Origin of the sequence: Thiothrix litoralis (genome assembly GCF_017901135.1) — a bacterium.
GTDB classification, from domain to species: Bacteria; Pseudomonadota; Gammaproteobacteria; order Thiotrichales; family Thiotrichaceae; genus Thiothrix; species Thiothrix litoralis.
In genome coordinates this window covers 636,399-661,160 of sequence record NZ_CP072801.1, presented here as the reverse complement: position 1 = coordinate 661,160, position 24,762 = coordinate 636,399, and the positions used below count along the sequence as shown (strand labels likewise).

Sequence of the window (24,762 nt, the reverse complement as noted above, 5' to 3'; positions counted from 1 at the left end):
TTCCCTTCACCTCCCAGCTTACGTATGGCGTGCAATCGCCATTTCGATCAATGCATTGAAATCATCTTCGCTGCGGACTTGCGCGGCTTCCTCTGACGTGACGGTGTAGCCGTAGTCGCGGGCAATGGCTTCGTAACGCGGCAAACGGGAATGGAACAGGCGCGGAAATACCCAGCGGGTAAAGTCGTCTGGCACCATTTCAGCGGCGTATTGCAAACCCGTTTCCTGCAAGTAAACCGCCAGATGTTCGCGCAGGAAATTGGGGCGGTAATACAAGGGTTTCGGGTCGCTGCGGGCGCGGTCGATGAGTTTCTGCTCCTCATCCTTGGTAGTCACCTTGATGTACAGAATCAGGGTTTGTTCCGCCAATACTTCAAATACGGAAGGCTCTTCCAATTCGCACAAACTGCCGCCTGCGTCGTTGACGAAGTGCGAATAGCCGTAAATGGTTTGTGCTTTGCGGATGAATTCTGGCACGTCGCGCATGGCGGCAATTTCAGCTTCGCGGTATTGCGCCTGACGCTGGATAAAATCATCCAGTGGGACGCCGCCCAACTCCGGGTTGCCCAGCTTGCCGACGAAGGAGAGCACTGGCCCCAAATCATCCACGCGGATATTGTTGCGGATGTAAATCCAGTCATTACGCAACAGTTCGCGCAAAAACGGCACTTTCATCGCCTGTTCCTTGATGAGATCCATAATGTCCTCATCCAGATAGCGCGTGCCGATGCGGTAATCGCCGGAATAATGGAACCAGTCATGGTCGCGCAACAGGCTGGAAATATGGGTTTTCCCGACGCCGGACATGCCCAGCAAAGTCACTTTTTTGTGTTCCCAGTGACGGTATTGTTCTACGTTCAGACGCACAATGGTTCTCCGTGCAGGTGGTTGCTTAATGGCGGGATACTTTACCACAACCTTACGATTTTGCTGTGGTAAACTCTCCCACACACTATGAAAATTGGCTCTTACTCCCTCGACAATTCCCTGATTGTTGCCCCTATGGCAGGGGTAACGGATCGCCCTTTCCGCACGCTCTGCAAACACTTTGGCGCAGGCCATGCCGTCAGCGAAATGATGACGGTGGATGCCACCCTGTATGCCAACAAAAAATCCCTTTACCGCGCCAATTTTGACGGGGAACTTGCGCCCATATCCGCCCAGATTGCCGGTTCTGAACCGGAAACCATGGCCGAAGCTGCGCGTTATCAGGTCGCCAACGGAGCGCAGATCGTAGACATCAACATGGGCTGCCCGGTACGCAAGGTTTGCCGCAAATTGGCAGGTTCTGCCCTGTTGAAGGATGAAGATTTGGTGGCGCGAATTCTGGATGCAGTGGTTTCCGCCGTCGATGTGCCCGTGACGCTGAAAACCCGGCTGGGCTATGCCGATGGCGAGGAAAATATCCTGCGAGTCGCGGCAAGAGCGGAGCAGGCAGGCATTGCGGCACTGGCGATTCATGGGCGTACCCGCGAACAGATGTATACCGGGCAAGCGCGTTATGAGTTGATCCGCGAGGTTAAACGCAACGCCAACATCCCCATCATTGCCAATGGCGACATCGACAGCCCGCAGAAAGCCAAACTCGTGCTGGATGCAACAGGTGCGGATGCCGTCATGATCGGGCGGGCAGCACAGGGGCGACCGTGGATTTTCCGCGAAATGAGCCATTACCTGCAAACCGGGGAATTGTTGCCGCCGCCGGAGGTTGCCGAAGTCCGCGAGGTATTACTGGGGCATCTGGATGATTTGTACCAGTTTTACGGGGAATATTCCGGTTGCCGCATCGCCCGCAAGCACATTGCTTGGTATACCAACGGGCTGCATGACAGCAATGCGTTCCGGCAGGCGATGTATGCGCAAGACTCAACGGCGGGTCAGGCGCGGGTTGTGGATGCTTATTTCAAGGTGCTGCTGGAGCGGGATGAACGGTTGAGTTATATGGAAGAAAATCTATGCTAAGATAACCATAGTTCCCACTTCAGGGAGCACTTGGAGATCACCATGCAAACAGTCGGTATCAAAGAACTCAAAACCAACCCTGCCGTCTTGATGAAAGCGGTCGAAGCAGGCGATTACCTGTTGATTTCAAAACGAGGCAAACCCTTTGCGTTAGCTACCTCACTGGAAAACCCCATGTTTGACCTCGGCATGAAAACATGGTTGCTGACCCGTGCTTTTGCTGATGGCGGCATATCGTTAGGTCAGTTGGCTCGATCCTTGGACAAATCCATATCCGATATAAGCAAACTGCTTGCTGTCTTAGGCATTCCCGTCCTAGATTACGATCTCGCAGATGAACTGGACACACTGGAAAGCCTGTCGTGAGTGCAGCCATTATCAGCGATAGCAGCAGCCTGATCATGGTTGGTAAACTGGAACGGTTGGACTTGCTGACTAACCTGTTCCAGCAAATCATTATCCCCCAACGAGTTGCCGAAGAAATCACCGCCAAAGAAGATGGTGTAGCCAAGCATGTGCTAACTCATCCTCTTTTTGTCATATCAGCTACTACTAACCATGCGTTATTAGCCTTGCTTGACGGCACACTGGATTACGGCGAGGCGGAAGCTATCGCTCTCGCCAAAGAGCGCCAGATGATTTTGCTGGTCGATGAGAAAAAAGCCCGCAAGATAGCCAAAAATATGCATTTGAAAATCATTGGCTTACTGGGCGTTTTGATACTGAATCGAAATCACGGATACCTCACGAAAGAGGAAGCCATCGCCTTACTTGAACAAGTCAAGGCAATGGACTTCCGTTTGTCTGCAAAGCTGGAAACAGACTTCCTCTCCCGTCTCTAGAATTACCCCTCCAACCCCAACGCCTCACGCACCAACGCCTGCTGCATCCGCTGATGCATATACAGCGAACCTACCGCCGGAGCCGCCATCGCTGGGCGACTCACACACGCCACATTGGCATAGTCATAGGCTTCAAAGCGATGCTTGATGCCATTCCACGCACCCTGATTGACAGGCTCTTCCTGACACCAGATAGCTTTTTCGATATTCGGGTAATACTCCATCACGTCCACCAGTTCCTGTGCCGGGAACGGGTAAAGCTGTTCAAGGCGAATAATCGCCACATCGGTCAATTCATGCTTGCGGCGTTCTTCCAGCAAATCGTAGTAAACCTTGCCGCTGCACATAATCACGCGTTTAACCTTTTCCTTCGCGGCGATGTCAGTAATATCCACATCATCCAGCACCACCTCAAACTTGCCCGAGGTGAAATCTTCCAGAATGCTGACCGCCAGCGGATGCCGCAACAAGCTTTTCGGGGTAAACACAATCAGTGGCTTGCGGTATTTGCGCATCATTTGCCGCCGTAACATGTGGAAAACCTGCGCGGGGTTGGATGGAATGCAGATGTGCATGTTTTCCTGTGCCGCCAGTTGCACGAAACGCTCCAGCCGTGCAGAGGAGTGCTCCGGTCCCTGACCCTCCATCCCATGCGGCAGAAACATGACCAACCCGCACAAACGCTGCCATTTCTGTTCGCCGGAACTGATGAACTGGTCGATCACCACCTGCGCCCCGTTCACAAAGTCGCCGAATTGCGCCTCCCAGATTACCAACGTATTCGGCTCAGCACTGGCGTAACCGTATTCAAACGCCAGCACCGCCTCTTCCGACAGCACCGAGTCAATCACAGTAAATTTAGCTTGAAAATCGGCCGTATGTTGCAGCGGAACCCACTGCTCACGGCGCTGCTGGTGGTGCAGCACAGAATGGCGATGCGAAAAAGTGCCGCGCCCGCAGTCCTGCCCCGACAAACGCACCTCGAAACCTTCCTCGACCAGCGTGGCATAGGCCAGTGTTTCACCAAAACCCCAGTCCGCCGCTTGCTCACCACGCCCCATCGCAACCCGCGCCTCCAGCACTTTGAGAACACGTGGGTGCACCATGAAATCTTTGGGGATATTGCTGACCCAGCGTTCACTGATGCTTTGGATACGTTCTGCGGTACAGGTTGTGTCAATCGCCTGACGCCACGGCTGCCCCACAAAGGCTTTCCAATGGGTCTGCAATTCGGCAGGCAGGCCAGAACGGGTCTGGCTGTTGCAGCAGGTAATCCCGCCATTCGACAGCTTGGTGCGGTAAGCGTCGATCAAGCCTTTCCCACCGCCTTCACTGACCACGCCTGCTTCTGCCAGACGCAACGCGTATTTGGCTCGCGTGGTTGGCAAACTACGGATAATGCCGTACATGACCGGCTGGGTCATATTCGGTTCGTCAGCTTCGTTATGTCCCAGACGGCGATAACACACCAAGTCGATCACCACGTCTTTCTGGAACATCTGACGGTATGCCAACGCCACCTGCGTGACATAGACCACGGCTTCCGGGTCATCGCCGTTCACGTGGAAGATCGGTGCATTGATCATTTTTGCCACGTCGGTCGGGTAGTAAGTCGAGCGACTATCTGACACGGTACTCGTGGTAAAACCTACCTGATTATTGATGACAATGTGAATAGTGCCACGGGTGCGATAGCCACGGGTTTGCGCCATATTGAAGGTTTCCATTACCACGCCCTGCCCCGCAAACGCAGCATCACCGTGAATGGAAATCCCCAATACCTGATCGCCATCCTTGTCTTGACGGCGATCCTGACGGGCGCGTACCGAGCCTTCCATCACTGGGCTGACAATCTCCAGATGCGACGGGTTGAACGCCAGCACCAAGTGCATTGGGCCACCTTCAGTACCCACATCGCAGGAAAAACCTTTGTGGTATTTCACGTCGCCCGTGTAGGTTTCGTCGATTTTGCCTTCAAATTCCTCGAACAATTCGCCCGCAGGCTTGCACAGTACATTGGTCAATACGTTGAGACGGCCACGGTGCGCCATGCCAATGACGATTTCCTGCAAGCCTTGTTTGCCGCCTTCGTGGATCAAGGTTTGCAACATAGGGATAAGGCTTTCACCACCTTCCAAACCAAAGCGTTTTTGCCCGACGTAACGGCGGTGCAGGTATTGCTCGAAACCTTCGGCGGCCGTGAGTTGTTCCAGAATCTTGCGGCGTTCGGGGTGGCTGAGTTTCGCCCGACCCTTATCCAACTCGATACGTTTTTGAAGCCAACGCTTTTCCTGTATATCCAGAATATGCATATACTCAAAACCGATGTTGCCCACATAGGTTTCGCGCAAGGCATTGATAATATTACCCAGCGTCGGTTTGGCGGTAAGATTAAAGGAACCGGGGTCAAATACCGTGTCGAGGCTGATATTTTCCAGCCCGTGGTGTTCCAGCATCAATTGCGGCACACTGACTTTATAAGCGTAATCACCCAACGGGTTGGTATTCGCTTCCAGATGCCCCAAATAGCGATAAGCATTAATCAGACGGGAGACGTGCAATTGCTCGCTGCGTTGTGCCAATACCTGACCATTCAGTGGAGCCGCTGCCATCGTAGGTTCTGCTGCATCCAGCCGCTGGAAATATGCCTGCCATTGCGGGTCAATACTGTGCGGATCTTGTTGGTATTGTCCGTAAAGCTGCTCAAGAAAAGCGGCGTGTTCGCCATCGAGGAAAGATTCGTCCGTCATACCCGTACCCTAATTGTCGACTTATTTTGATCGGGGGATTATAGACGAATGCAGTAACATTGTGTGTAGAATACGCTTCTTTCGCCTCACAGGATGTCAATCATGGTTTGGAAACCCCGCGTCACCGTCGCCAGCGTCATTGAGCACGATAACCGCTTTTTGATGGTGGAAGAAATGCACTATGGGCAACTCACCATCAACCAGCCAGCCGGACACATGGAACACGGTGAAAGCTTGCTCGAGGCAGTACGCCGTGAAACGCTGGAAGAAACCGGCTGGCGCTTTGAACCCACCGCTCTGCTGGGCATTTTCCACATGCACCGTGATGACCCTGACCGGGTATTCCTACGCTTCACCTTTACCGGCACGTTGCTCGAAGCCGTTCCCAACTACCAGATTGACGCGGATATTACCGCCGTCCACTTTCTGACCCGCGAACAAATCCGCAACCAGCAACCGCGTATCTGGCGCAGTGAACTGGTGGGGCGCTCACTGGACATGTACGAATCCGGGGTACGCCATTCCCTTGATAGCCTGCAATACTTCTTGGCTGATGACTGAAATGAACGCAAAACGTGTGATTGTTGGCCTATCTGGCGGGGTAGATTCCTCGGTTGCCGCCCTGCTATTGCTGGAACAAGGCTATCAGGTCGAAGGCTTGTTCATGAAAAACTGGGAAGAAGACGACACCGAAGACTACTGTTCCGCTGCCGTTGACCTTGCCGATGCGCAAGCAGTTGCCGACCAATTGGGTATTAAGCTGCATACCCGCAATTTCGCCAGCGAATATTGGGATCGGGTGTTCACCTATTTTCTGGATGAATACCGCGCCGGGCGCACCCCCAACCCCGACATCATGTGCAACAAGGAAATCAAGTTCAAAGCCTTCCTCGATCTGGCGCTGGAGCTGGGTGCAGACTACATCGCCACCGGGCACTACGCCCGCATTGCCCGCGACCCCGACGGCACGGTGCGAATGCTCAAAGGTGTGGATGCCAATAAAGACCAGACCTATTTCCTCTACACCCTGCAACAGCATCAACTGCAACGCAGCCTGTTCCCTGTCGGTGAATGGCAAAAAAGCCGGGTGCGTGAACTGGCGGAAAAGGCTAACTTCACCACTGCCCGCAAAAAAGACAGCACCGGCATTTGCTTCATCGGCGAACGTAAATTCCGCGAATTCCTGCAACGCTTTTTGCCCGCCCAACCCGGCAATATCGTCACACCCGACGGTGAAACCATTGGCAAACACCACGGCCTGATGTACTACACCCTCGGCCAACGTCAGGGTCTAGGGATAGGTGGGCGCAAAGATGCCGATGACTCGCCGTGGTTTGTCGTCGAAAAAGACATGACCCATAACCAACTGATTGTCACCCAAGGCCACCAGCACGAGTTGCTGATGAAACATTTCCTGCTCGCCTCGCAACTGCATTGGGTAGCAGGCCATCCCCCCGCCCAATCCTTTGAATGCAAAGCTAAAATCCGTTACCGTCAAATCGAAGAAAGTTGTCAGGTAACCATTCTTGAAGGCGGACACTGCGAAGTGTGTTTCCCCAAAGCACAACGCGCCATCACGCCCGGACAATCCATCGTGTTCTATCAAGCAGATATTTGTCTGGGCGGCGGGATCATCGACGCGATGGCGCAAGACTGCTCGAAGCCGTCGAATTAAGTAGGGCTAACTTGAATTATTTCCCCAAAGCCTTATGCTCTTTACACACACACCAGAACCGGACTCGATAAAAACCCGTGGAAGCCAATAACCGTAACCGAACCATCGCCCTCGCCGCCCTGTTTCAGTGTGTCGAAGGTGTTACCCAAATCGCCGCCCGTGGCAGGGTAGACAGTGAATTGTTTAACGCCTGCATGAACAGCGTGCTGACGGAGGATGACCATTCCCCCGAAGCCTTATACGGCGGCGTTGCAAATCTAAAAACGGGCTTGAAGGTGCTGATGTACCAGCTTGGTGCAGGCAACCTGACCCCGGATGGCAAGCCCAAAGACATTGAAGCCACCCGTTACGCGGTCAATTTGCTGTATCTGGAAAAGAAGCTCGCTAATGACCCGGATATGTTCAAGGCATTGCTGAAAAATATCGAAAATGCCCAGCAGCAACTGGACTTTTTCGCGATGACACACCCGAATATGGTGGCACGTCTGGCAGAAATCTACACCACCACCATCAGCAAACTGGGGCCACGGATCATGATCAAAGGTGATCAGAGCCACCTTGCCAACCCGGAAAACGCGGCAAAAATCCGCGCTTTGTTGCTAGCCGGGGTACGTGCCGCGCTATTGTGGCGACAGGCAGGTGGCAGCCGCTGGAAACTGATTTTCGCGCGCGGTGCTATGCAAAAAGAAGCACAACACCTGCTAAATGCCTGAGGAAACGCGGATTTTCTTCTACAAATCCGCGTTAATCTGCGTAATCACCGCCTGCGGATCGGCCGCTTGCGTAATCGGCCTACCCACGACAACATAGCTAACGCCCGCTTCCCGCGCCTGAGCCGGTGTCATCACCCGCGACTGGTCGCCTTGATCACTGCCTGCCGGGCGGATACCGGGTGTGACCAACAAGAAGTCATCGCCCAAGAGCTGGCGCAACATGACCGCTTCCTGTGCCGAACACACCACCCCATCCAGCCCGCTGTTGGCTGCTAATTGCGCCAGATGTTGCACTTGTTGTGCCGGTTCTGACGTTACACCCGTACCTGCCAGTTGTACTTTGTCCATTGAGGTCAATACGGTCACGGCAATCAATTTCGGCGGTTTATCAAAACCTTGCAAAGCCTCACGCGCGGCCTGCATCATTTTTACCCCACCCGCTGCATGGACGTTAATCATCCAGACCCCCAACCCTGCCGCCGCTTTGCACGCGGATGCGACCGTATTGGGAATGTCGTGGAATTTCAGATCCAGAAACACCTCGAAACCACGCCCGGTCAATTGCCGCACAAAGTCAGGCCCAGCCGCCACAAACAACTCAAAACCAACTTTGAGCTTACACTCGGCTGGGGAAAGGGGTTCCACAAACGCCAATGCCTGTGCGGCAGTGGGGAAATCAAGGGCAATAATCAAACGGCTAGACATGCAATATTCCTGAAAAGTTAAACGTTACTGACGGTATCCCACTGATGGCACGCGGGGCAACGCCATAAATAGCCATGCATTTTATACCCACAATGGGCGCACTGGAAATCGGGTTGGCTGGCAGACAGGCGTTGCAAAGCCGTTTGTAGCTGGGCAATGTCGCACACCTTGTTTTCTTGCCACAGGTATGACAGCACGTCGGTCGAATGCACCAAGGTATTCAGGGTCGGCTTGCCCTTGGTAAGATGCTCTTCCACCTGCGTCTGCATATCTTGGAGCTTGCCCAACTTACGCGCCAATTGCAGCAAATAGCCGAACAATTTGGCATCCTGCGTTTTGGCGAAAGCCTGCTGGATAAACCCATAGAGGCGTTCCAGTTCCTCTTTCTGATTAAAATTATTGAGTAACTGATTGAATAACATGCCAATCAAGCGGGTGTCTTTTTCAATAGCCTGCCGATAAAGTTCTTGTGCTTCCTCACGTTGACCACGCGCATAGGCCAAATCGCCTTTTAATACCAGCACCCGCGCCGAGGCAGGATAGGCTTTCGCAGCCTTTTTAATGGTTTCTTCCGCACGGAACAGGTTTTGCTTTTGCAATTCCTGAATCGCCAGTTCGCAATAGTAATGCGCAATCAAACGGCTACGGTCAACCTTGTTGCGTTGTTGGGCGTACTGGGTGATGTCAATCGCTTTGTCCCATTCGTGCAATTGCTCGTAAATATTGCGCAAGGGTTCGCACGCATCCGCGTGTTTCGGGTCATCTTTAAGCAATTCGGTGAAAACGCTTTCGGCTCGATCCAGCAACCCCGCAGCAAAAAAGTCTTCGCCCAGCGCCAGCATCGCCGCCGTGCGTTGCGCTTTGCTCAGGTCGGAACGTGCCACCAGATTCTGGTGTATCCGCAATGCACGGTTGATTTCGCCCCGGTTGCGGAACAAATTACCGAGTAACAGGAAGGTATTGGCGGTGTATTCATCAATATCCGGGTAATTGAGGAAGACATCCAGCGCCTTGTCAGGTTCTTCGCTCAATAAGTAGTTGATGCCTTGCACAAACCGCACAGAGATTTCTTTGCGCTGTTCCTGACGTTCTTTATAGCGCTTACGCGCTGCTTGCCAACCGGAATAAAAAGCGATGGGCAATAGTAAAAATAGGATTTCTTGCATAGAACCTTAGACGTAAAAAAGGAGGCTTAGTGCCCCCCTTTTATGATTAGCGTGCGCCAACAGGCGTGTTAATCCTGAATCGGAAAACCGACCCGTGATTCATTCACGCGCTCCCGCAATTCCTTACCGGGTTTGAAGTGAGGCACATGTTTCGGCGGCAGTGCCACCTGATCGCCCGTTTTGGGATTACGGCCTTTACGCGCTGCACGATGATGCAGGGAAAAGCTTCCGAATCCACGGACTTCAATACGTCCGCCATTGGACAAAGACTCACTCATTTTGTCGAGCAATAGCTTTACGGAAAGTTCTACATCCCGGCTGCTTAAATGGCTTTGTTTGCGTGACAGAATATCAATGATTTCAGATTTGGTCATCCATTCCACTCCTGAACAAGCGACGGGGTTGTCATACTCGTTGTTACAGTTTTCCAGTCTTGGAAAACGGTGCAGAAGACATCTGCACCGCCTGAACTATAGGTCATCCTTGACCTGCTTACCGTCCTGGTGGGTGAAAATTACTCGCCCATTTGTTCCTTGAAGATGTCACCCAATGACGTACCAGAGCTGGTAGAACGCCCGGTGTACTCACGCATCAAACGTGATTCATCTTCATCATCCTTGGCCTTGATGGACAGGTTGATGGAACGGGTTTTACGGTCAACGCCCATGAATTTGGCTTCAACAGTGTCGCCTTCTTTCAGCAGGGTGCGAGCATCTTCAACGCGGTCGCGTGACAGTTCGGAAGCACGCAGGATGCCTTCGATGCCTTCGCCCAAGTCGATTTTCGCTGCTTTAGGGGTAACTTCAACCACAGTGCCTTTCACTACGCTGCCTTTAGAATGGGCTGCCACGAAGTTGGAGAACGGGTCTTGTTCCATCTGCTTGATGCCGAGGGAGATACGCTCACGCTCAGGATCAACAGCCAATACGACGGCTTCAACTTCGTCGCCTTTCTTGTAGCTACGCACGGCTTCTTCGCCAGGCACGTTCCAAGAAATGTCGGACAAGTGAACCAGACCGTCGATGCCGCCGTCCAGACCGATGAAGATACCGAAGTCAGTGATAGACTTGATCTTACCGGAAACGCGGTCGCCTTTGTTGCGAGTGCCTGCGAATTCATCCCAAGGGTTAGCTTGGCATTGCTTCATACCCAGAGAAATGCGGCGACGTTCTGCGTCGATGTCGAGGATCATGACTTCCACTTCATCGCCCAGTGTGACCACTTTGGCTGGGTTGACGTTCTTGTTGGTCCAATCCATTTCGGATACGTGAACCAGACCTTCAACACCGTCTTCGATTTCCACGAAGCAGCCGTAGTCGGTCAGGTTGCTGACCTTACCAAAGATGCGCGTGCCAGACGGGTAACGACGAACCAGATCTTGCCATGGATCTTCACCCAATTGCTTCAGACCCAGTGATACGCGGTTCTTGTCGCGGTCGAACTTGAGGACTTTAACGTCGATTTCGTCACCGATGTTAACCACTTCGGAAGGATGCTTGACGCGCTTCCAAGCCATATCGGTGATGTGCAACAGGCCGTCGATGCCGCCGAGGTCGAGGAACGCACCGTAATCGGTAAGGTTCTTGACCACGCCTTTGATGACTTGACCTTCTTGCAGGTTTTCCATCAATGCATCGCGTTCTGCACTGTATTCTTCTTCAACGACTGCACGGCGTGAAACCACGACGTTGTTGCGCTTCTGATCCAGCTTGATGAGCTTGAATTCCAGTTCCTTGTTTTCCAGATAGGAAGTATCGCGGACTGGACGTACATCAACCAGTGAACCCGGCAGGAAGGCACGGATGTCGCTGAGTTCAACAACAAAACCACCTTTAACCTTGCCAGTGATGATACCGGTAACGATTTCATCGTTGGTGAAGGCTTCTTCCAGAATTTCCCAAGCACGCAGGCGGCGCGCTTTTTCGCGGGAGAGGCGAGTCTCACCGAAACCGTCTTCTACGGTATCAAGGGCAACTTCGACCAGATCGCCGACTTTAACGTTGATTTCGCCGCGTTCATTTTTGAACTGCTCAGCAGGAATAACGCCTTCGGATTTCAGGCCAGCGCTAACGATAATGAAATCGGAGCGGACTTCGAGAACTGTTGCATTCAGCAGAGCGCCGGGCTGCATTTGGGTGTAGGAAAGGCTCTCTTCAAACAGTTCAGCAAAACTTTCAGTCATGAATAAAAATACCTGTTAACAAAATGGTTTATCGTCACAGCATCCTGCATTGACGGGTTAAAACGCAAAAAGCCCAGACTTCCTGTCAGGGCTCCCTAAAAATGATCTGATCTATCAAGTGTTTAAGTAATGTAGTGCAACACTGTGGCAAAAACCTCGGTTTGATCCAACGAACCGGTGTCGATAACCAACGCATCAGCGGCAGGTTTTAAGGGAGCTACCGGGCGGTTGGTATCGCGTTCGTCGCGAGCGTTGATGTCTTGAATCAGGTCGCAAAGTTTAGCACTAAGTCCTTGTTGGCTCAACTGTTTTAGACGGCGTTCTGCACGTATTTCAGCACTGGCGGTCAAGTAGAACTTGTGGGTCGCCTCCGGGAACACCACCGTTCCCATGTCGCGCCCATCGGCAACCAAGCCCGGCAACTGGCGGAAATTGCGTTGCAGCACCAGTAATGCGGCACGTACCGCAGGCAACGCCGCGATTTGTGAGGTGGCGCTGGCGCAGGTTTCATTGCGGATTTCGCCGGTGACCATTTCGCCATTCAGCCAAGCTTCGCCATTGTTGAATTCGATATTCAAGGTGGGAAGCAGCGCAGCCAGCGCCTTTTCGTCGCCTAAACCCACGCCACTGCGCAGCGCCGCCAAGGCTGCCACGCGGTAAATGGCACCGCTGTCGAGCATGTGCCAACCGAGTTTATCCGCCAGCATACAAGCAATCGTGCCTTTGCCTGCACCCGCCGGGCCATCAAGGGTAATCACGGGGGATGGGGTATTCATGCTGCACTGATCCTCACGCCTGCGCCTGCCGCCAAACCCACAAAGCCGGGGAACGAGGTATTGACGTTGGCGCAATCGTTAATCGTAATCGGCTGGGTTGCCCGCAATGCTGCCATCGCAAACGACATCGCAATGCGGTGATCGCCGTGGCTATCAATCGTCCCGCCAGTGAAGTTGCCGGGTTTGATGATAATGCCGTCCGGGGTCGGTTGCGCATCCACACCACAGGCAATCAGGCCATCGGCCATGACTTGAATGCGGTCGCTTTCTTTCACGCGCAATTCTTCCGCACCTGTTAGCACCGTTTGGCCTTCGGCAAAGGCAGCAGCGATAAACAAGGCCGGGAATTCATCAATCGCCAGCGGAACCAGCGCTTCAGGAATCTGGATACCTTTCAAAGGCGCAGCACGCACACGCACGTCAGCAACGGGTTCGCCGCCGACTTCGCGCTCGTTGAGGATTTCAAGGTTTGCGCCCATCAGCCGCAAAATGTCGATCACGCCGGTGCGGGTCGGGTTCATGCCGACGTGTTCAATCGTCAGGTCGGAACCTGCCGCAATGCTGGCGCCGACCATGAAAAAGGCTGCTGAAGAAATATCGGATGGCACATCAATATCCGTCGCGGTGAGCTTGCCACCACCTTGCAGGCTAATATGGTTGCCGTCGGTTTTCACCGCATAGCCGAAGCCGCGTAACATACGCTCGGTATGGTCACGGGTCGGCGCAGGCTCTATCACCGAGGTTTCGCCTTGCGCATACAAACCCGCCAGCAACAACGAGGATTTCACCTGTGCGCTGGCAACCGGCATGTCGTAATGGATGCCTTGCAGCTTGCTTCCGCCATGCACCAACAGCGGTGGCGTGCCTATTTCAGTTGCATCAATGACAGCGCCCATGCTCGCCAGCGGCACAGTCACGCGCTTCATTGGACGCTTGGACAAGGAAGCATCGCCCGTCATGCGCACATCAAAGGCTTGCCCACTCATCAAGCCCGACATCAAGCGCATGGATGTGCCGGAATTACCCATCTCCAGATCGCCCGCAGGTGCTTGCAGGCCGTGCAGCCCTACGCCGTGGATGGTAACTTTACCGTCATCCGTAGGCCCATCAATCGCCACGCCCATGCTGCGAAACGCATTCAAGGTGCATAAGCAATCTTCGCCTTGCAGGAAACCGCTGACGTGGGTCGTGCCTTCCGCCAACGAACCTAACATGATGGAACGGTGCGAAATGGATTTATCGCCGGGAACGCGCACAGTGCCGTGCAAACTGCCACCGGGCTGGACGTTAAATTGTAGATTGGTGCTGGAATGGCTCACGCGGGTTTTCCTGTATCGTGTGTAGTCGTGCGGGCATTCAATCATACCCACCAACAGGGTGCAACACCCACGCAATGCGGCATAATACCGCACATTCAAACATGACAACCCAACTGAAGGAACCCAACATGCCACTCCAGCAAACATGGCGGCACAGGTACACTGTTCAAACCGTTTTGATGCTGCTCATCACACTGTCCGGCTGTAGCACCGCCCCCATGCCATTGGGTATGCATCACGTTCAGCCACAACTCCTGCAACAACCCCTGTTTCGCGCCAGTGATGGCACTGATTTAGTCATGACGCATTGGCAACCCAAGGGGAAATCCCGCGCCACCCTGATCCTGTTGCACGGTTTCAACGAATACGCAGGTGCGTTCGACAGCGTAGGCAAGCAATTCGCCCAACGCGGCATCGACGTCTGGGGCATTGACCAACGCGGTTTCGGGCGCTCAGCCTATCGCGGACAATGGGCAGGCGCACAACGCATGGCCGCCGATGCGCGGGAACTCGCCGCCTTGTTACGTCAACAAGATCCGCAACAACCGCTGTACCTTTGGGGCATGTCGATGGGCGGAGCGGTCACGCTGGTCGCGGCTGAAGAGGGCAAACTCGACGTGGATGGCATTATTCTCGAAGCCCCCGCTGTCTGGACACGCGATACCCAACCGCTTTACCAACGGGTCGCGCAAGACATTGCCGTGAAGCTCGTCCCCGGTTGGAAACCGACCGGCGAAAGCCTCGGCATCCGCGCCACCGACAACCGCGCCTTGTTACGGGAAATATGGAAAAGCCCGTGGATGATCAAAGGCGCACGCATCGAAACGGTCGCCGGACTGGTCGATCTCATGGATAAAGGCTATGCCGCCGCAGAGCATATCCGCGTTCCCACCCTGCTCCTGTACGGCGGCAAGGATGAACTGATTCCCGCCAAACCCATTGAACGCTTGTGGCAACGCTTGCCCAAAAACGGCAAAACCCGCTTCATCCGCTACCCCAATGGCTGGCACATGCTCACCCGCGACTTACAAAGCGCCAAGGTGATTAGCGATATTACCCAGTGGATCCAACAGCAATAACGTAATTGTCGCGGGCTTGCTTGGCTTTTGCCATGCGATTGTGCAGGGCTTCACCGTCCTGCGCGTCGATCATGGCGGCAAATTCGCCCAGATTGTGCTGGAAAGCGGCAATTACATCCAAGATCGCCGGTTTGTTGGTCAGGCAAATATCCCGCCACATCACCGGATCACTCGACGCAATCCGGGTAAAATCGCGGAATCCACCCGCTGCATAGCGCAAAATATCTTCACGCTGCGGCATGTTCAACAAGGTATCCACCAGCGCAAATGCCAGCACATGCGGCAAATGGCTGGTCGCCGCCAACACCTGATCATGCAAGGCTACCGGCATCCTTTCCAGCAATGCGCCTGTCGCTTTCCACATGGCTTCCACTTTGGCGGTCGCTTGCGGGTCAGTATGCGGCAACGGCGTCAGGATCACCCGACGGTCGATATAAAGGTCAGGAATTGCCGCTTCCACCCCGCTCTTTTCGCGCCCAGCAATCGGGTGTCCGGGCACGAAACGGCTGAAATCAGCACCAAATACCTGCTCGACTTCCGCCACCACACTGCCTTTGGTACTGCCCGCATCGGTAAGGATCGCATCAGCAGGCAATACCGGCTTGATCTGTTGCAGCAAATGCCCCATCGCCCCCATCGGCACTGCGAGTAACACCATATCGGCATCACGCACCGCTTCCGCCGGGTCAAGGGTGAAGCTGTCGATCACTCCAAGATCAACCGCTTTTTGCAGATGCACCGCGTTACGGCTACAACCCACGACGGTTTTGCAGAAATGCGCCTCACGCAAGGCCAGCGCCAGCGAACCGCCGATCAAGCCGACCCCAAAGATGACAAGTTTATTGATCACGCGCTAAGAACCTTCTGTAATGCCTTGATACAACGGTCATTCTGCGCTTGTGTACCAATCGTGATACGCAAGTGTTGCGGCAAACCGTAGCCACCAATGGGACGCACAATCACCCCTTCGCGCAGCAAAGCATCGTATAAAGGCGCAGCGGGTCGCTTCATGTTCACCGTAATGAAATTACCCACGGTCGGGATGTATTCCCAGCCATTCTCAGCGCACGCCGCAAACCATTGCTGCAAACCCGCCGCGTTGGTGGCAACACTTTGCTGGAGGAAAGCCTCATCGCCCAAAGCCGCTTGCGCCGCCGCCAAGGCCAGTGAATTCACATTAAAAGGCTGACGTACCCGGTTGAGCATATCGGCAATATCTGCGCCGGAAGCCGCATACCCCACCCGCAAACCTGCCAGCCCGTAAATCTTGGAAAACGTCCGGGTAACAATCAGATTCGGGAATTCCGCCAGCCATGCCAACGCATTCGGGAAGGTCGGGTCATTCACGTATTCGGTGTAGGCTTCGTCGATCACCACGATCACATCACTGGGCACACGTTGCAGGAAAGCGTGCAAATCTGCCTTGCTCAGCCACGTCCCCGTCGGGTTATTCGGGTTGGCGATGAACACCACGCGGGTATTATCCGTGATTTTCGCGGCAATATTCGCCAGATTATGCCCGTAAGGCATGGTGTCATGTTCGGGAGAATTCGCCTTGGCAACGCGCAATTCCGCCCCAACCGCCTGAATAACAATGGGGTAAACGGCAAAGGCGTATTCTGAAAACACCGCTGCACGGCTATTATCCAGAAACGCACGGGCAATCAATTCCAGCACATCGTTGGAGCCGTTACCTAAGGTAATCTGTGCGCTTTGCAGGCCAAACTTATCGGCAATCGCAGCTTTCAATTGGTAGCCACTGCCATCGGGGTAGAGTTCCAACGTTTTCAACGCGGCAGCAATCGCCGCCTGTGCATTGGGGCTAGCACCCAGCGGGTTTTCGTTGGAGGCCAGTTTGAGGATATTGCTAATCCCCAGTTCGCGCTCCAGCTCTTCGATAGGCTTGCCCGGCTGGTAAGGGTGCAAGGCTTGTACCCCGGTCACGGCAAGTTTTTTGAAATCAACGGTTGATTGCATGATGAGCCTGCATAAGCAAAAAATCAGTCAGGCATTCAATCACAGCCAGCCGGTCTTGCCAAGACGTTAACGAAACTGCTGGTAAATAAACAGCTTGTCAGCCAGCCTTGCAAAGGCCACAAGCTGTTCTTACACTAGGCTGCATTATTCACCAATAATAACAAACGACCTATGACGACATGGACAACGGCGCAAGTTGCAGCACTTTCCCCCGATGCCGCCTCACTCAAGGCAGGCGAAAAACTCAGCCAGCCGCACCAATGGCAAACCTTGGGGCAAGCCGACGGCGTATTGTGGGGTGAAATCAAAGGCAGCGGCAAAAATCCTTACCAGACCGCCATTGCCCTTGCAGAACCTGCGTTCAAATGCTCCTGCCCTAGCCGCAAATTTCCCTGCAAACACGGCCTTGGCCTCGCACTGGTATTCGCCGCCCACCCTGACAAACTCACCGGCAACGAACCACCCGTCTGGCTACAGGAATGGCTGGAAAAACGCGGGCAACGCGCCCAGAAACAAGCCGACAAAGCTGCCGCCAAAGACGAGCCGGTTGACGAAGCCACCTTGCAAAAACGGGCGGCTGCCCAGCAAAAACGCAACGCCGCCCGCGAAGACAAGGTAAACGCAGGCATTACCGAGTTGCAACGCTGGCTGTCCGACCTGATCCGCCAAGGCTTAGCCAACAGTGACGATAACCAATGGCAACGCATGGCAGCGCGGATGGTGGATGCGCAAGCCCCCGGCCTTGCCCGTAGCCTGCAAAATGCCGCCAGCCTCCGTTACCAAGGCGGCGCATGGCAGGAAAAATTACTGGCAGAACTGGCGCGTCTCCACCTGCTGCTGGAAGCTTGGCAACGTCGCGACAAGCTGCCCGCCGACGTACAGGCTGACGTGCTGGCACATATCGGTTTCAACCTGAGCAAGGACGACGTGCTGGCACTCGATGGCATCACGGATCACTGGCAAGTAGTCGGGCAACGCCAAGAAGACGACGGACAAATGCGCACGCAACGCACTTGGTTATACGGGGTGGAATCGCAGCGATACGCGTTGTTACTGGATTTTGCAGTGCAGAACCAGCCAATGGCTTTGTACCCCGGCCTTGGTGGCAATCTGGAAGGCAAAGCCATTTATTACCCCGCTGCCATACCCTTGCGGGCATTACCCCCCATCCCCAGCGATTCCCCCACAAGGGGTGAAGGGAGCAAAGCAGCCGCCTTTATACCGCTAGCTGCCAACTTCGCAGCCTATGGTACGGCACTGGGCAAATGCCCCTGGTTGGGGTATTTCCCGTTTGCCATTGCCAACGCCATCCCCGCCCGCCATGATCAGCAATGGCTGTTGGTTGATGCTGAACAACACGCGGTTCCCTTGCGCATCAGCGATGAACAGGGCTGGATACTGCTGGCGGAAAGCGGCGGGCATCCGCTGCATGTGTTTGGGGAGTGGGACGGCAACACCCTGCAAGTTTGCGGCACCTTCCAAACCAACGAGGCTGCGTAACCATGCCACTGCAACAAACCCTGCTCAAAATCGCCCTGTTGGGCACAGAACGCCAAACCCAAGTTCCACTAGGCAACACCGCCCTGCAACCCTATCTGGCGCAACTTTACCCGCAAGGGCAAGTGCCGACGGACAGCAGCCGCGAAAGCGCTTTCCTCGGTGCGGCAGCCTTAGCGCTGCAATACCGTGCGGCGGGTAACTTGCCAGCCGTGTTCACTGGCACATTAGCAAGCCCGGACGTTAAACCGGATTTTCCCTTGATCCCACCTGCCGCTGAAATGCACCTGCGGCGAATGCTGGCAGACAGTCATTTGCACCCCCTGCTGCATGGCTGGCTGGAACGTGTCGCAGCCAAAAGTTTGCGCGTACCAACAACCTTCATTCCTGCCCTGATGGAGCAAGCCCAACAAAGCCGCGCCATTCGCCCGGCTATCAGTGCGGTGATCGGGCAACGTGGGCACTGGCTTTGCAACCAGCATCCCGACTGGCAACGCCTGCTGACACTGACGCTGGAAACTGCCGACCACGACGTCAGTATTTGGGAAGAAGGTAACCCCGCACAACGTGCCGAATACCTACGCCAATTGCGCCCCCACCAGCCAGCGGAAGCCCGTGAGCTATTGCAAGCGGTGTGGAAACAGGAAGCTGCGCCAGTACGGCAAGAATTGCTACAAGCACTGCAAACCAATCTCGGCATGGCAGATGAAGCATGGCTAGAAACCTGTCTCGATGACCGCAGCAAAGGCGTGCGCCAATTAGCCGCCGAACTGCTGGGCGCATTACCGGATTCCGCCTTCAGCCAGCGAATGCAAACCCGGCTCGTCCATTGGCTGGCAATACAAACCAAAACCGGCTTGCTCAATAAACTGGGGGGCAAAAAAACCTTGCAGGTCAATCTGCCGGAAACATGGGACAAAAGCTGGTTACGCGACGGCATTGAAGAAAAACCACCGCAAGGCAAAGGTGCGAAGGCATGGTGGCTGGAACAGGCGCTCTCCTTCGTTCCGCCTGTCCGGTTGGCACAGCGCTGGCAGGCCACCCCCGATACTTTATTATTGTTAAGCTGCCGCAGTGATTGGAGCACAACTTTTAGAGCTGGCTGGGAGCAAGCATTGCACCGTTACCCGAATACTGATTGGAGTACAGCGTGGTTCACTCATATAAATCCTGGTGACAATGTATTGTGGCAACAACTTTCACCTCCTTTGGCAGAGCAAACGGCTAGTGCTCTGCTGAGCAGGGATGATAGCCCACAGTTACTGAATCTCCTTCCATCTTTGCAGCATCCGTGGTCAACAACTTTTTCTAGGCAAGTCCTGCCTGCTGTAGCAAAACAAGTGCAAACCACACTCCTCAGTTACGCCACGCACACAGTAGTACGTCATTTTGCTATCCATGCTGCCCCAGTGTGTGCGGAAGAATTTGCCACTCTTCTCCATGAACCTTTGCAGGCAGACCAATCCAATGGCATAAAACGCCTGCTGACCGAAACCCTGTTCACCCTGCGCTTTCGAGCCGACATGCTCACCGCGCTGGAAAATGCTTAACACCAAGGATAAAAACATGAGCGACAACACCCTCAAAGCCGTTCTGCGCCAACATGCTGAAAACGAATTTGCCCATGAACTCGCCGCCCTGCGCGAAGCCGATACCCATGCCCGCCCACCCAATTGGGTGTTGTCACCGTGGGCGGTGCGTACTTATTTGCTTGGCGGCAAACTCGATGGCGGCATTGAGATCAGCCCCAAATACATCGGCAATGCCCGCCTGATGGAAATTGCGATTTCCACGTTGGCGACTGACCGGGCGCTGCTGCTATACGGCCTGCCGGGAACCGCCAAATCGTGGGTATCGGAACACCTCGCCGCTGCCATTTCCGGGCGTTCCACCCTGATCGTGCAAGGCACGGCAGGTACGGGCGAAGAAACCATGCGTTACAACTGGAACTACGCACAACTGATCGCCAAAGGCCCCTCGCATGACGCGCTGATTGCCAGCCCCATCATGCACGCGATGCAGCACGGCCTGATTGCTCGGGTGGAAGAACTGACCCGTATTCCGGCGGATGTGCAGGATACGTTGATCACCATCCTCTCGGAAAAAATGCTGCCGATCCCCGAACTCAATACCGAATGCCAAGCGCAAAAAGGCTTCAACCTGATTGCCACCGCCAACAACCGCGACAAGGGCGTGAACGAGCTATCGAGTGCGCTGAAACGCCGTTTCAATACCGTGATTTTACCGATCCCCGACACGCTGGATGAGGAAGCCGCCATCGTCGACCGCCGCGTTGCCAGCCTCGGGCGAGCGCTGGAATTGCCTGCGGAAAAACCCGCACTGGCTGAAATTCGCCGCATTGTCACGATCTTCCGCGAATTGCGCAGTGGCGTAACCGCTGATGGTAAAACCAAACTCAAAATACCCACCGGCACACTGAGTACCGCCGAAGCGATTTCTGTCGTTGGCAGCGGCATGGCGCTAGCTGCCCACTTTGGTGACGGCAGCCTGACCGCGCGGGATATAGCTTCCGGCATCATCGGCGCGGTCATCAAAGACCCGGTGCAAGACAGCGTGGTGTGGAAGGAATACCTCGAAACAGTGGTGAAAGAGCGTTCGGATTGGAAAGATTTGTACCGGGCTTGCCGCGAAGCATTGTGAGGTAAAACCCATGCCACATCACGTTTTCGGCATCCGCCACCACGGCCCCGGCTCCGCTCGCAGCCTTGTGCAGGCATTAAGCGCCTTGCAGCCGGACTGCATTCTGATCGAAGGCCCGCCCGAAGCCGACAGCATTCTGCCGCTGGCGGCGCATGAGCAAATGCAGCCGCCGGTTGCCCTGCTGCTGTACGCACCGGATGAGCCGCAACGCGCCGTGTACTACCCTTTCGCCGACTATTCCCCGGAATGGCAGGCAATCCGCTACGCATTGGCACAGCAGATTCCCGTGCGCTTTATGGATTTGCCCGTGGGGAACAGCTTCGCCCGCGACAAAGCCGCCGAGTCTGTTGAATCCGCCGATGAGCCAAACGCTTCCGCCGTTATTCGTCGTGACCCGCTGGCCTTGCTGGCAGAGGCGGCAGGTTACGCCGACAGCGAGCGTTGGTGGGAACACATGGTCGAGGAACGCCAGGATTCCAGCCAACTGTTCCAAGCCATTCTTGAAGCAATGACTGCCCTGCGCAATGAAGTCGATACCGATTGCCCGCGTGACACTGCCGAATACGAGCGCGAACAACTGCGCGAAGCCCACATGCGAAAAACCATTCGTCAGGCCAACAAAGACGGATTCCAGACCATTGCCGTGGTGTGTGGCGCATGGCACGCCCCCGTACTGCAAACCTTACCCGCTGCCAAAGCCGATGACACCTTGCTCAAAGGCTTACCCAAACTCAAAACAACGGCGACTTGGGTTCCGTGGACGCACGAACGCCTCAGTTCCGCCAGCGGCTACGGTGCGGGCGTGGATGCCCCCGGTTGGTATGCGCATCTCTGGAAATGCAGTGAAGCGGGCGTATGCCATTCGCCCCTACAAACCCGCTGGCTGACGCGGGTAGCGCACACTTTCCGCGCTCAAGGACTCGACATTTCTTCCGCCCACATTATTGAAACCGTGCGTTTGGCGGAAACCCTCGCCGCGATGCGCAACCGCCCGCGCCCCGGTCTGGCAGAACTGAACGAAGCGGTGCAAAGCGTCATGCTCTTCGGCGATGCTACCCCCATGCAACTGCTGCACCGCAAGTTACTGGTCGGCGAAGCCTTGGGTAGCGTACCCGATGAAACCCCGCAAACCCCGCTGCAACAGGATTTGACACAGGAACAAAAACGCCTGCGCCTCAAACCTTCCGCCAGTGACGCCGACTTGCTACTCGACCTGCGTAAATCCACCGATCTCGAACGCAGTTACTTGCTACGTCGCCTCCAGCTTCTCGGCATCGACTGGGGTAAAGGTGGCAAACGTGCCAACGGCAAAGGTACCTTCAAGGAAAGCTGGCGCACCTTGTGGCAACCCGAATTCGCCATCCGCCTGATCGAAGCCGGGTTCTGGGGCAATACCCTTGCGGAAGCGGCCACCCACAAGCTGGTCAAACAGGCACAAGACACGCATTCGCTGGAACAGCTCGCCAGCATGGCGCATGAATCCCTCTACGCCAACCTGCCCAACGCGGTGGATGTCCTGATGCAACGCCTGCAAGCCGAAGCCGCAATCAGCAGCGACATCGTACACCTGATGCAAGCCTTGCCAGAGCTGGCTCGCCTGTTACGTTACGGCGATGTACGCAAAACCTCGGTCGAACAGGTCAGCCACGTTGTCACTGGCATGGTGACGCGCATCTGCATTGGCCTGCCCAATGCGTGCAGTGCGCTCAATGAAGAAGCTGCCGAAGCCATGTTCAAACACATCCAATCGGTGCAGGAAGCGGTCAACTTGCTGGATGACGACAGCTTCAGCCAGCAATGGACACAAACCTTGCAAGCCCTGCTCGACCAACACGGCTTGCACACCTTGCTGGCTGGGCGTTGTTGCCGTCTGCTGCTGCAATCCGGTGCGGTGGCGGAAGATGAAAGCGCACGCCGTTTCGGGTTGGCACTGTCGACCGCCAATGACCCCGCGCAAGCCGCCGCTTGGATCGACGGCTTCCTGCGTGACAGTGGGCAATTGCTCATCTACGACGAAACCTTGTGGAACCTGATTGACCACTGGATCAGCACGTTGGGCGATGAGACTTTCCAGCAATTGCTGCCGGTATTACGCCGTACCTTTGCCACCTTTACCGCACCGGAACGTCGGCAAATGGGCGAACGGGTCAAACAAGGGCAAGCGGCCTTGCCTGTCACAAGCGCAACCAATGACATGGATGCAAGCCGCGCCGAGGCAGCCTTGCCATTGGTCGCGATGATTCTGGGACTGGAGGTAGTACATGCAAGCTGAAACCCGCCAAAAACGCTGGCGCTTGATTCTCGGTGGTGGCGAAGCCGACGGCATCGGCTGCACCCTCAGCAGTATGGAGCAAGGCATGGATCAGTGCCTCGCCGCCGTCTACGGTGATGGTGCAAACACGGGCGGACGCCGTGGCAGTTTGGGTGCTTCCGCCCCCAACGTCACCCGCTGGCTGGGCGACATCCGCCAGTATTTCCCCGCTACCGTGGTGCGCGTCATCCAGCAGGATGCCATCGAACGCCTTGGCTTGCGCCAATTACTGCTGGAGCCGGAAGTCTTGCAGGCAGTTGAAGCCGACATCCATCTGGTCGCCACCCTGATTTCACTCAAAAACGTGATCCCCGGCAAAACCAAGGACACCGCCCGCCAAGTCGTCGCCAAAGTGGTAGAGGAATTGTTAAGCCGTCTGCAACAGCCGATGCAGCAAGCCGTCAAGGGCGCACTCAACCGTGCCGTGCGTAACCGCCGCCCACGTTTGCAGGAAATCGACTGGAACCGCACCATCCGCGCCAATATCAAAAACTACCTGCCGGAATACAACACCATCGTACCGGACAAGCTGATCGGCTACGGGCGCAAGCGTTCAGCCCTCAAGGAAGTGGTGTTGTGTATCGACCAAAGCGGTTCGATGGCTCCGTCGGTGGTGTATTCGAGTATTTTCGCAGCGGTAATGGCATCCATGCCCGCCCTGAGTACCAAAATGGTGGTATTCGATACGGCTATCGTCGATTTGACCGATGAATTGCATGATGATCCGGTGGATTTGCTGTTCGGCTTGCAACTCGGCGGCGGCACCGACATCAACCGTGCGGTGGGTTACTGTCAGAGCTTGATTTCACGCCCGGACGATACCGTATTCATCCTGATCAGCGACTTGTACGAAGGCGGGAATGCCAAGGAAATGCTCAAACGGGTGGCAACACTGGTGGCGTCTGGCGTACAGGTGATTTCCCTGCTGGCATTGAGTGACGAAGGTGCACCGTTCTACGATCATGATATGGCGGCGAAATTTGCGGCGTTGGGGATTCCGACCTTTGCCTGCACGCCTGACCAGTTCCCGGCACTGATGGCCAATGCGCTGGGCAAGCAGGATTTAGGGGTATGGGCAGCGAAGGAAGGGATTGTGACACAACAAGGGCAACGCTAAGGTTGCCCTCTACATCTGGCTGGAACCAGC

At 55.0% G+C, this 24,762-nt stretch carries 22 protein-coding genes; 12 read left to right on the top strand and 10 right to left on the bottom strand.

All coding sequences use genetic code 11. The features are described 5' to 3' along the window. Positions 1-18: 18 nt before the first annotated feature. Complete coding sequence (locus J9253_RS03170) at positions 19-867, bottom strand: ATPase (protein ID WP_028489155.1); 849 nt, start codon at positions 865-867, stop codon at positions 19-21. An 87-nt stretch (positions 868-954) separates the two neighbouring features. Here J9253_RS03170 and dusB point away from each other — a divergent pair, with 87 nt between their 5' ends. The 3 genes from dusB to J9253_RS03155 are packed head-to-tail and all read left to right on the top strand — an operon-like array spanning position 955 to position 2,804. Continuing rightward, positions 955-1,962: a tRNA dihydrouridine synthase DusB gene (gene dusB / locus J9253_RS03165; protein WP_210223266.1), complete on the top strand. Its 1,008-nt coding sequence runs from the start codon at positions 955-957 to the stop codon at positions 1,960-1,962. Positions 1,963-2,004: 42 nt separating this feature from the next. Then, on the top strand, positions 2,005-2,328 hold the full coding sequence (locus tag J9253_RS03160) for a type II toxin-antitoxin system prevent-host-death family antitoxin (protein ID WP_210223265.1): 324 nt from the start codon (positions 2,005-2,007) through the stop codon (positions 2,326-2,328). After that, the gene (locus tag J9253_RS03155) at positions 2,325-2,804 is read left to right on the top strand and encodes a hypothetical protein (RefSeq protein WP_210223264.1); all 480 of its coding nucleotides are present in this window, start codon (positions 2,325-2,327) and stop codon (positions 2,802-2,804) included. Before J9253_RS03160 ends, J9253_RS03155 begins: the two co-directional genes overlap by 4 nt. Before the next feature lie 2 nt (positions 2,805-2,806). Here the strand turns inward: J9253_RS03155 and J9253_RS03150 are convergent, their stop codons facing one another. Further along, entirely contained in the window at positions 2,807-5,554 is a 2,748-nt protein-coding gene (locus J9253_RS03150; RefSeq protein ID WP_210223263.1) for a 2-oxoglutarate dehydrogenase E1 component, read from the bottom strand. A 102-nt stretch (positions 5,555-5,656) separates the two neighbouring features. On the opposite strand from J9253_RS03150, the gene J9253_RS03145 reads away from it, so the two are divergent. From J9253_RS03145 to hflD, 3 genes are all read left to right on the top strand, one after another. After that, positions 5,657-6,115 (top strand): NUDIX hydrolase, encoded by a 459-nt coding sequence (locus tag J9253_RS03145; RefSeq protein ID WP_210223262.1) that lies wholly within the window; start codon positions 5,657-5,659, stop codon positions 6,113-6,115. Position 6,116: 1 nt separating this feature from the next. Next, positions 6,117-7,229, top strand: a complete 1,113-nt coding sequence (mnmA, locus tag J9253_RS03140) for a tRNA 2-thiouridine(34) synthase MnmA (RefSeq protein ID WP_210223261.1) — start codon at positions 6,117-6,119, stop codon at positions 7,227-7,229. 77 nt (positions 7,230-7,306) lie between these two features. Beyond that, positions 7,307-7,942, top strand: coding sequence for a high frequency lysogenization protein HflD (gene hflD / locus J9253_RS03135; RefSeq protein ID WP_028489161.1), 636 nt, complete (start codon positions 7,307-7,309; stop codon positions 7,940-7,942). An 18-nt stretch (positions 7,943-7,960) separates the two neighbouring features. Here the strand turns inward: hflD and pyrF are convergent, their stop codons facing one another. The 6 genes from pyrF to aroA form a co-directional block, all read right to left on the bottom strand. Further along, positions 7,961-8,647 (bottom strand): orotidine-5'-phosphate decarboxylase, encoded by a 687-nt coding sequence (gene pyrF / locus J9253_RS03130; RefSeq protein WP_210223260.1) that lies wholly within the window; start codon positions 8,645-8,647, stop codon positions 7,961-7,963. 17 nt (positions 8,648-8,664) lie between these two features. Further along, complete coding sequence (locus tag J9253_RS03125; protein WP_028489163.1) at positions 8,665-9,813, bottom strand: tetratricopeptide repeat protein; 1,149 nt, start codon at positions 9,811-9,813, stop codon at positions 8,665-8,667. Positions 9,814-9,881: 68 nt separating this feature from the next. After that, positions 9,882-10,187 (bottom strand): integration host factor subunit beta, encoded by a 306-nt coding sequence (locus tag J9253_RS03120; RefSeq protein WP_210223259.1) that lies wholly within the window; start codon positions 10,185-10,187, stop codon positions 9,882-9,884. Between the two features lie 140 nt (positions 10,188-10,327). Continuing rightward, positions 10,328-11,995 carry a 30S ribosomal protein S1 gene (rpsA, locus tag J9253_RS03115; RefSeq protein WP_028489165.1) on the bottom strand — a complete coding sequence of 556 codons (1,668 nt, stop codon included), beginning with the start codon at positions 11,993-11,995 and terminating at the stop codon, positions 10,328-10,330. Between the two features lie 122 nt (positions 11,996-12,117). Continuing rightward, positions 12,118-12,771: a (d)CMP kinase gene (gene cmk / locus J9253_RS03110; RefSeq protein WP_028489166.1), complete on the bottom strand. Its 654-nt coding sequence runs from the start codon at positions 12,769-12,771 to the stop codon at positions 12,118-12,120. Then, positions 12,768-14,090 carry a 3-phosphoshikimate 1-carboxyvinyltransferase gene (gene aroA, locus J9253_RS03105; RefSeq protein ID WP_028489167.1) on the bottom strand — a complete coding sequence of 441 codons (1,323 nt, stop codon included), beginning with the start codon at positions 14,088-14,090 and terminating at the stop codon, positions 12,768-12,770. Before aroA ends, cmk begins: the two co-directional genes overlap by 4 nt. A gap of 128 nt (positions 14,091-14,218) precedes the next feature. Here aroA and J9253_RS03100 point away from each other — a divergent pair, with 128 nt between their 5' ends. Next, on the top strand, positions 14,219-15,169 hold the full coding sequence (locus J9253_RS03100) for an alpha/beta hydrolase (protein WP_228291493.1): 951 nt from the start codon (positions 14,219-14,221) through the stop codon (positions 15,167-15,169). Here J9253_RS03100 and J9253_RS03095 read toward each other — a convergent pair. Continuing rightward, positions 15,144-16,019, bottom strand: coding sequence for a prephenate dehydrogenase (locus J9253_RS03095; RefSeq protein WP_028489168.1), 876 nt, complete (start codon positions 16,017-16,019; stop codon positions 15,144-15,146). The genes J9253_RS03100 and J9253_RS03095 overlap by 26 nt on opposite strands. Continuing rightward, positions 16,016-17,146: a histidinol-phosphate transaminase gene (gene hisC, locus J9253_RS03090; RefSeq protein ID WP_210223258.1), complete on the bottom strand. Its 1,131-nt coding sequence runs from the start codon at positions 17,144-17,146 to the stop codon at positions 16,016-16,018. Before hisC ends, J9253_RS03095 begins: the two co-directional genes overlap by 4 nt. A 171-nt stretch (positions 17,147-17,317) precedes the next feature. On the opposite strand from hisC, the gene J9253_RS03085 reads away from it, so the two are divergent. Genes J9253_RS03085 through J9253_RS03065 form a run of 5 tightly spaced genes read left to right on the top strand, consistent with a single transcriptional unit; the run spans position 17,318 to position 24,732 of the window. Continuing rightward, positions 17,318-18,646 (top strand): SWIM zinc finger family protein, encoded by a 1,329-nt coding sequence (locus J9253_RS03085; RefSeq protein WP_210223257.1) that lies wholly within the window; start codon positions 17,318-17,320, stop codon positions 18,644-18,646. Positions 18,647-18,648: 2 nt separating this feature from the next. Further along, positions 18,649-20,193: a DUF5691 domain-containing protein gene (locus J9253_RS03080; RefSeq protein WP_210223256.1), complete on the top strand. Its 1,545-nt coding sequence runs from the start codon at positions 18,649-18,651 to the stop codon at positions 20,191-20,193. Positions 20,194-20,209: 16 nt separating this feature from the next. After that, positions 20,210-21,304: an ATP-binding protein gene (locus tag J9253_RS03075; protein ID WP_028487467.1), complete on the top strand. Its 1,095-nt coding sequence runs from the start codon at positions 20,210-20,212 to the stop codon at positions 21,302-21,304. A gap of 10 nt (positions 21,305-21,314) precedes the next feature. Further along, on the top strand, positions 21,315-23,576 hold the full coding sequence (locus J9253_RS03070; RefSeq protein WP_210223255.1) for a DUF5682 family protein: 2,262 nt from the start codon (positions 21,315-21,317) through the stop codon (positions 23,574-23,576). Beyond that, complete coding sequence (locus tag J9253_RS03065) at positions 23,566-24,732, top strand: VWA domain-containing protein (RefSeq protein WP_210223254.1); 1,167 nt, start codon at positions 23,566-23,568, stop codon at positions 24,730-24,732. The genes J9253_RS03070 and J9253_RS03065 overlap by 11 nt, the downstream gene beginning before the upstream one ends. The last annotated feature ends 30 nt before the right edge of the window (positions 24,733-24,762 follow it).

Coding starts and splice junctions, on each gene's coding strand:
- J9253_RS03080 (WP_210223256.1), top strand. CDS start 18,649: ATGCCACTGCAACAAACCCTGCTCAAAATCGCCCTGTTGGGCACAGAA.
- J9253_RS03100 (WP_228291493.1), top strand. CDS start 14,219: ATGCCACTCCAGCAAACATGGCGGCACAGGTACACTGTTCAAACCGTT.
- J9253_RS03065 (WP_210223254.1), top strand. CDS start 23,566: ATGCAAGCTGAAACCCGCCAAAAACGCTGGCGCTTGATTCTCGGTGGT.
- J9253_RS03120 (WP_210223259.1), bottom strand. CDS start 10,187: ATGACCAAATCTGAAATCATTGATATTCTGTCACGCAAACAAAGCCAT.
- pyrF (WP_210223260.1), bottom strand. CDS start 8,647: ATGTCTAGCCGTTTGATTATTGCCCTTGATTTCCCCACTGCCGCACAG.
- hisC (WP_210223258.1), bottom strand. CDS start 17,146: ATGCAATCAACCGTTGATTTCAAAAAACTTGCCGTGACCGGGGTACAA.
- J9253_RS03160 (WP_210223265.1), top strand. CDS start 2,005: ATGCAAACAGTCGGTATCAAAGAACTCAAAACCAACCCTGCCGTCTTG.
- rpsA (WP_028489165.1), bottom strand. CDS start 11,995: ATGACTGAAAGTTTTGCTGAACTGTTTGAAGAGAGCCTTTCCTACACC.
- J9253_RS03145 (WP_210223262.1), top strand. CDS start 5,657: ATGGTTTGGAAACCCCGCGTCACCGTCGCCAGCGTCATTGAGCACGAT.
- mnmA (WP_210223261.1), top strand. CDS start 6,117: ATGAACGCAAAACGTGTGATTGTTGGCCTATCTGGCGGGGTAGATTCC.
- J9253_RS03085 (WP_210223257.1), top strand. CDS start 17,318: ATGACGACATGGACAACGGCGCAAGTTGCAGCACTTTCCCCCGATGCC.
- cmk (WP_028489166.1), bottom strand. CDS start 12,771: ATGAATACCCCATCCCCCGTGATTACCCTTGATGGCCCGGCGGGTGCA.
- J9253_RS03070 (WP_210223255.1), top strand. CDS start 21,315: ATGCCACATCACGTTTTCGGCATCCGCCACCACGGCCCCGGCTCCGCT.
- dusB (WP_210223266.1), top strand. CDS start 955: ATGAAAATTGGCTCTTACTCCCTCGACAATTCCCTGATTGTTGCCCCT.
- J9253_RS03125 (WP_028489163.1), bottom strand. CDS start 9,813: ATGCAAGAAATCCTATTTTTACTATTGCCCATCGCTTTTTATTCCGGT.
- J9253_RS03075 (WP_028487467.1), top strand. CDS start 20,210: ATGAGCGACAACACCCTCAAAGCCGTTCTGCGCCAACATGCTGAAAAC.
- J9253_RS03150 (WP_210223263.1), bottom strand. CDS start 5,554: ATGACGGACGAATCTTTCCTCGATGGCGAACACGCCGCTTTTCTTGAG.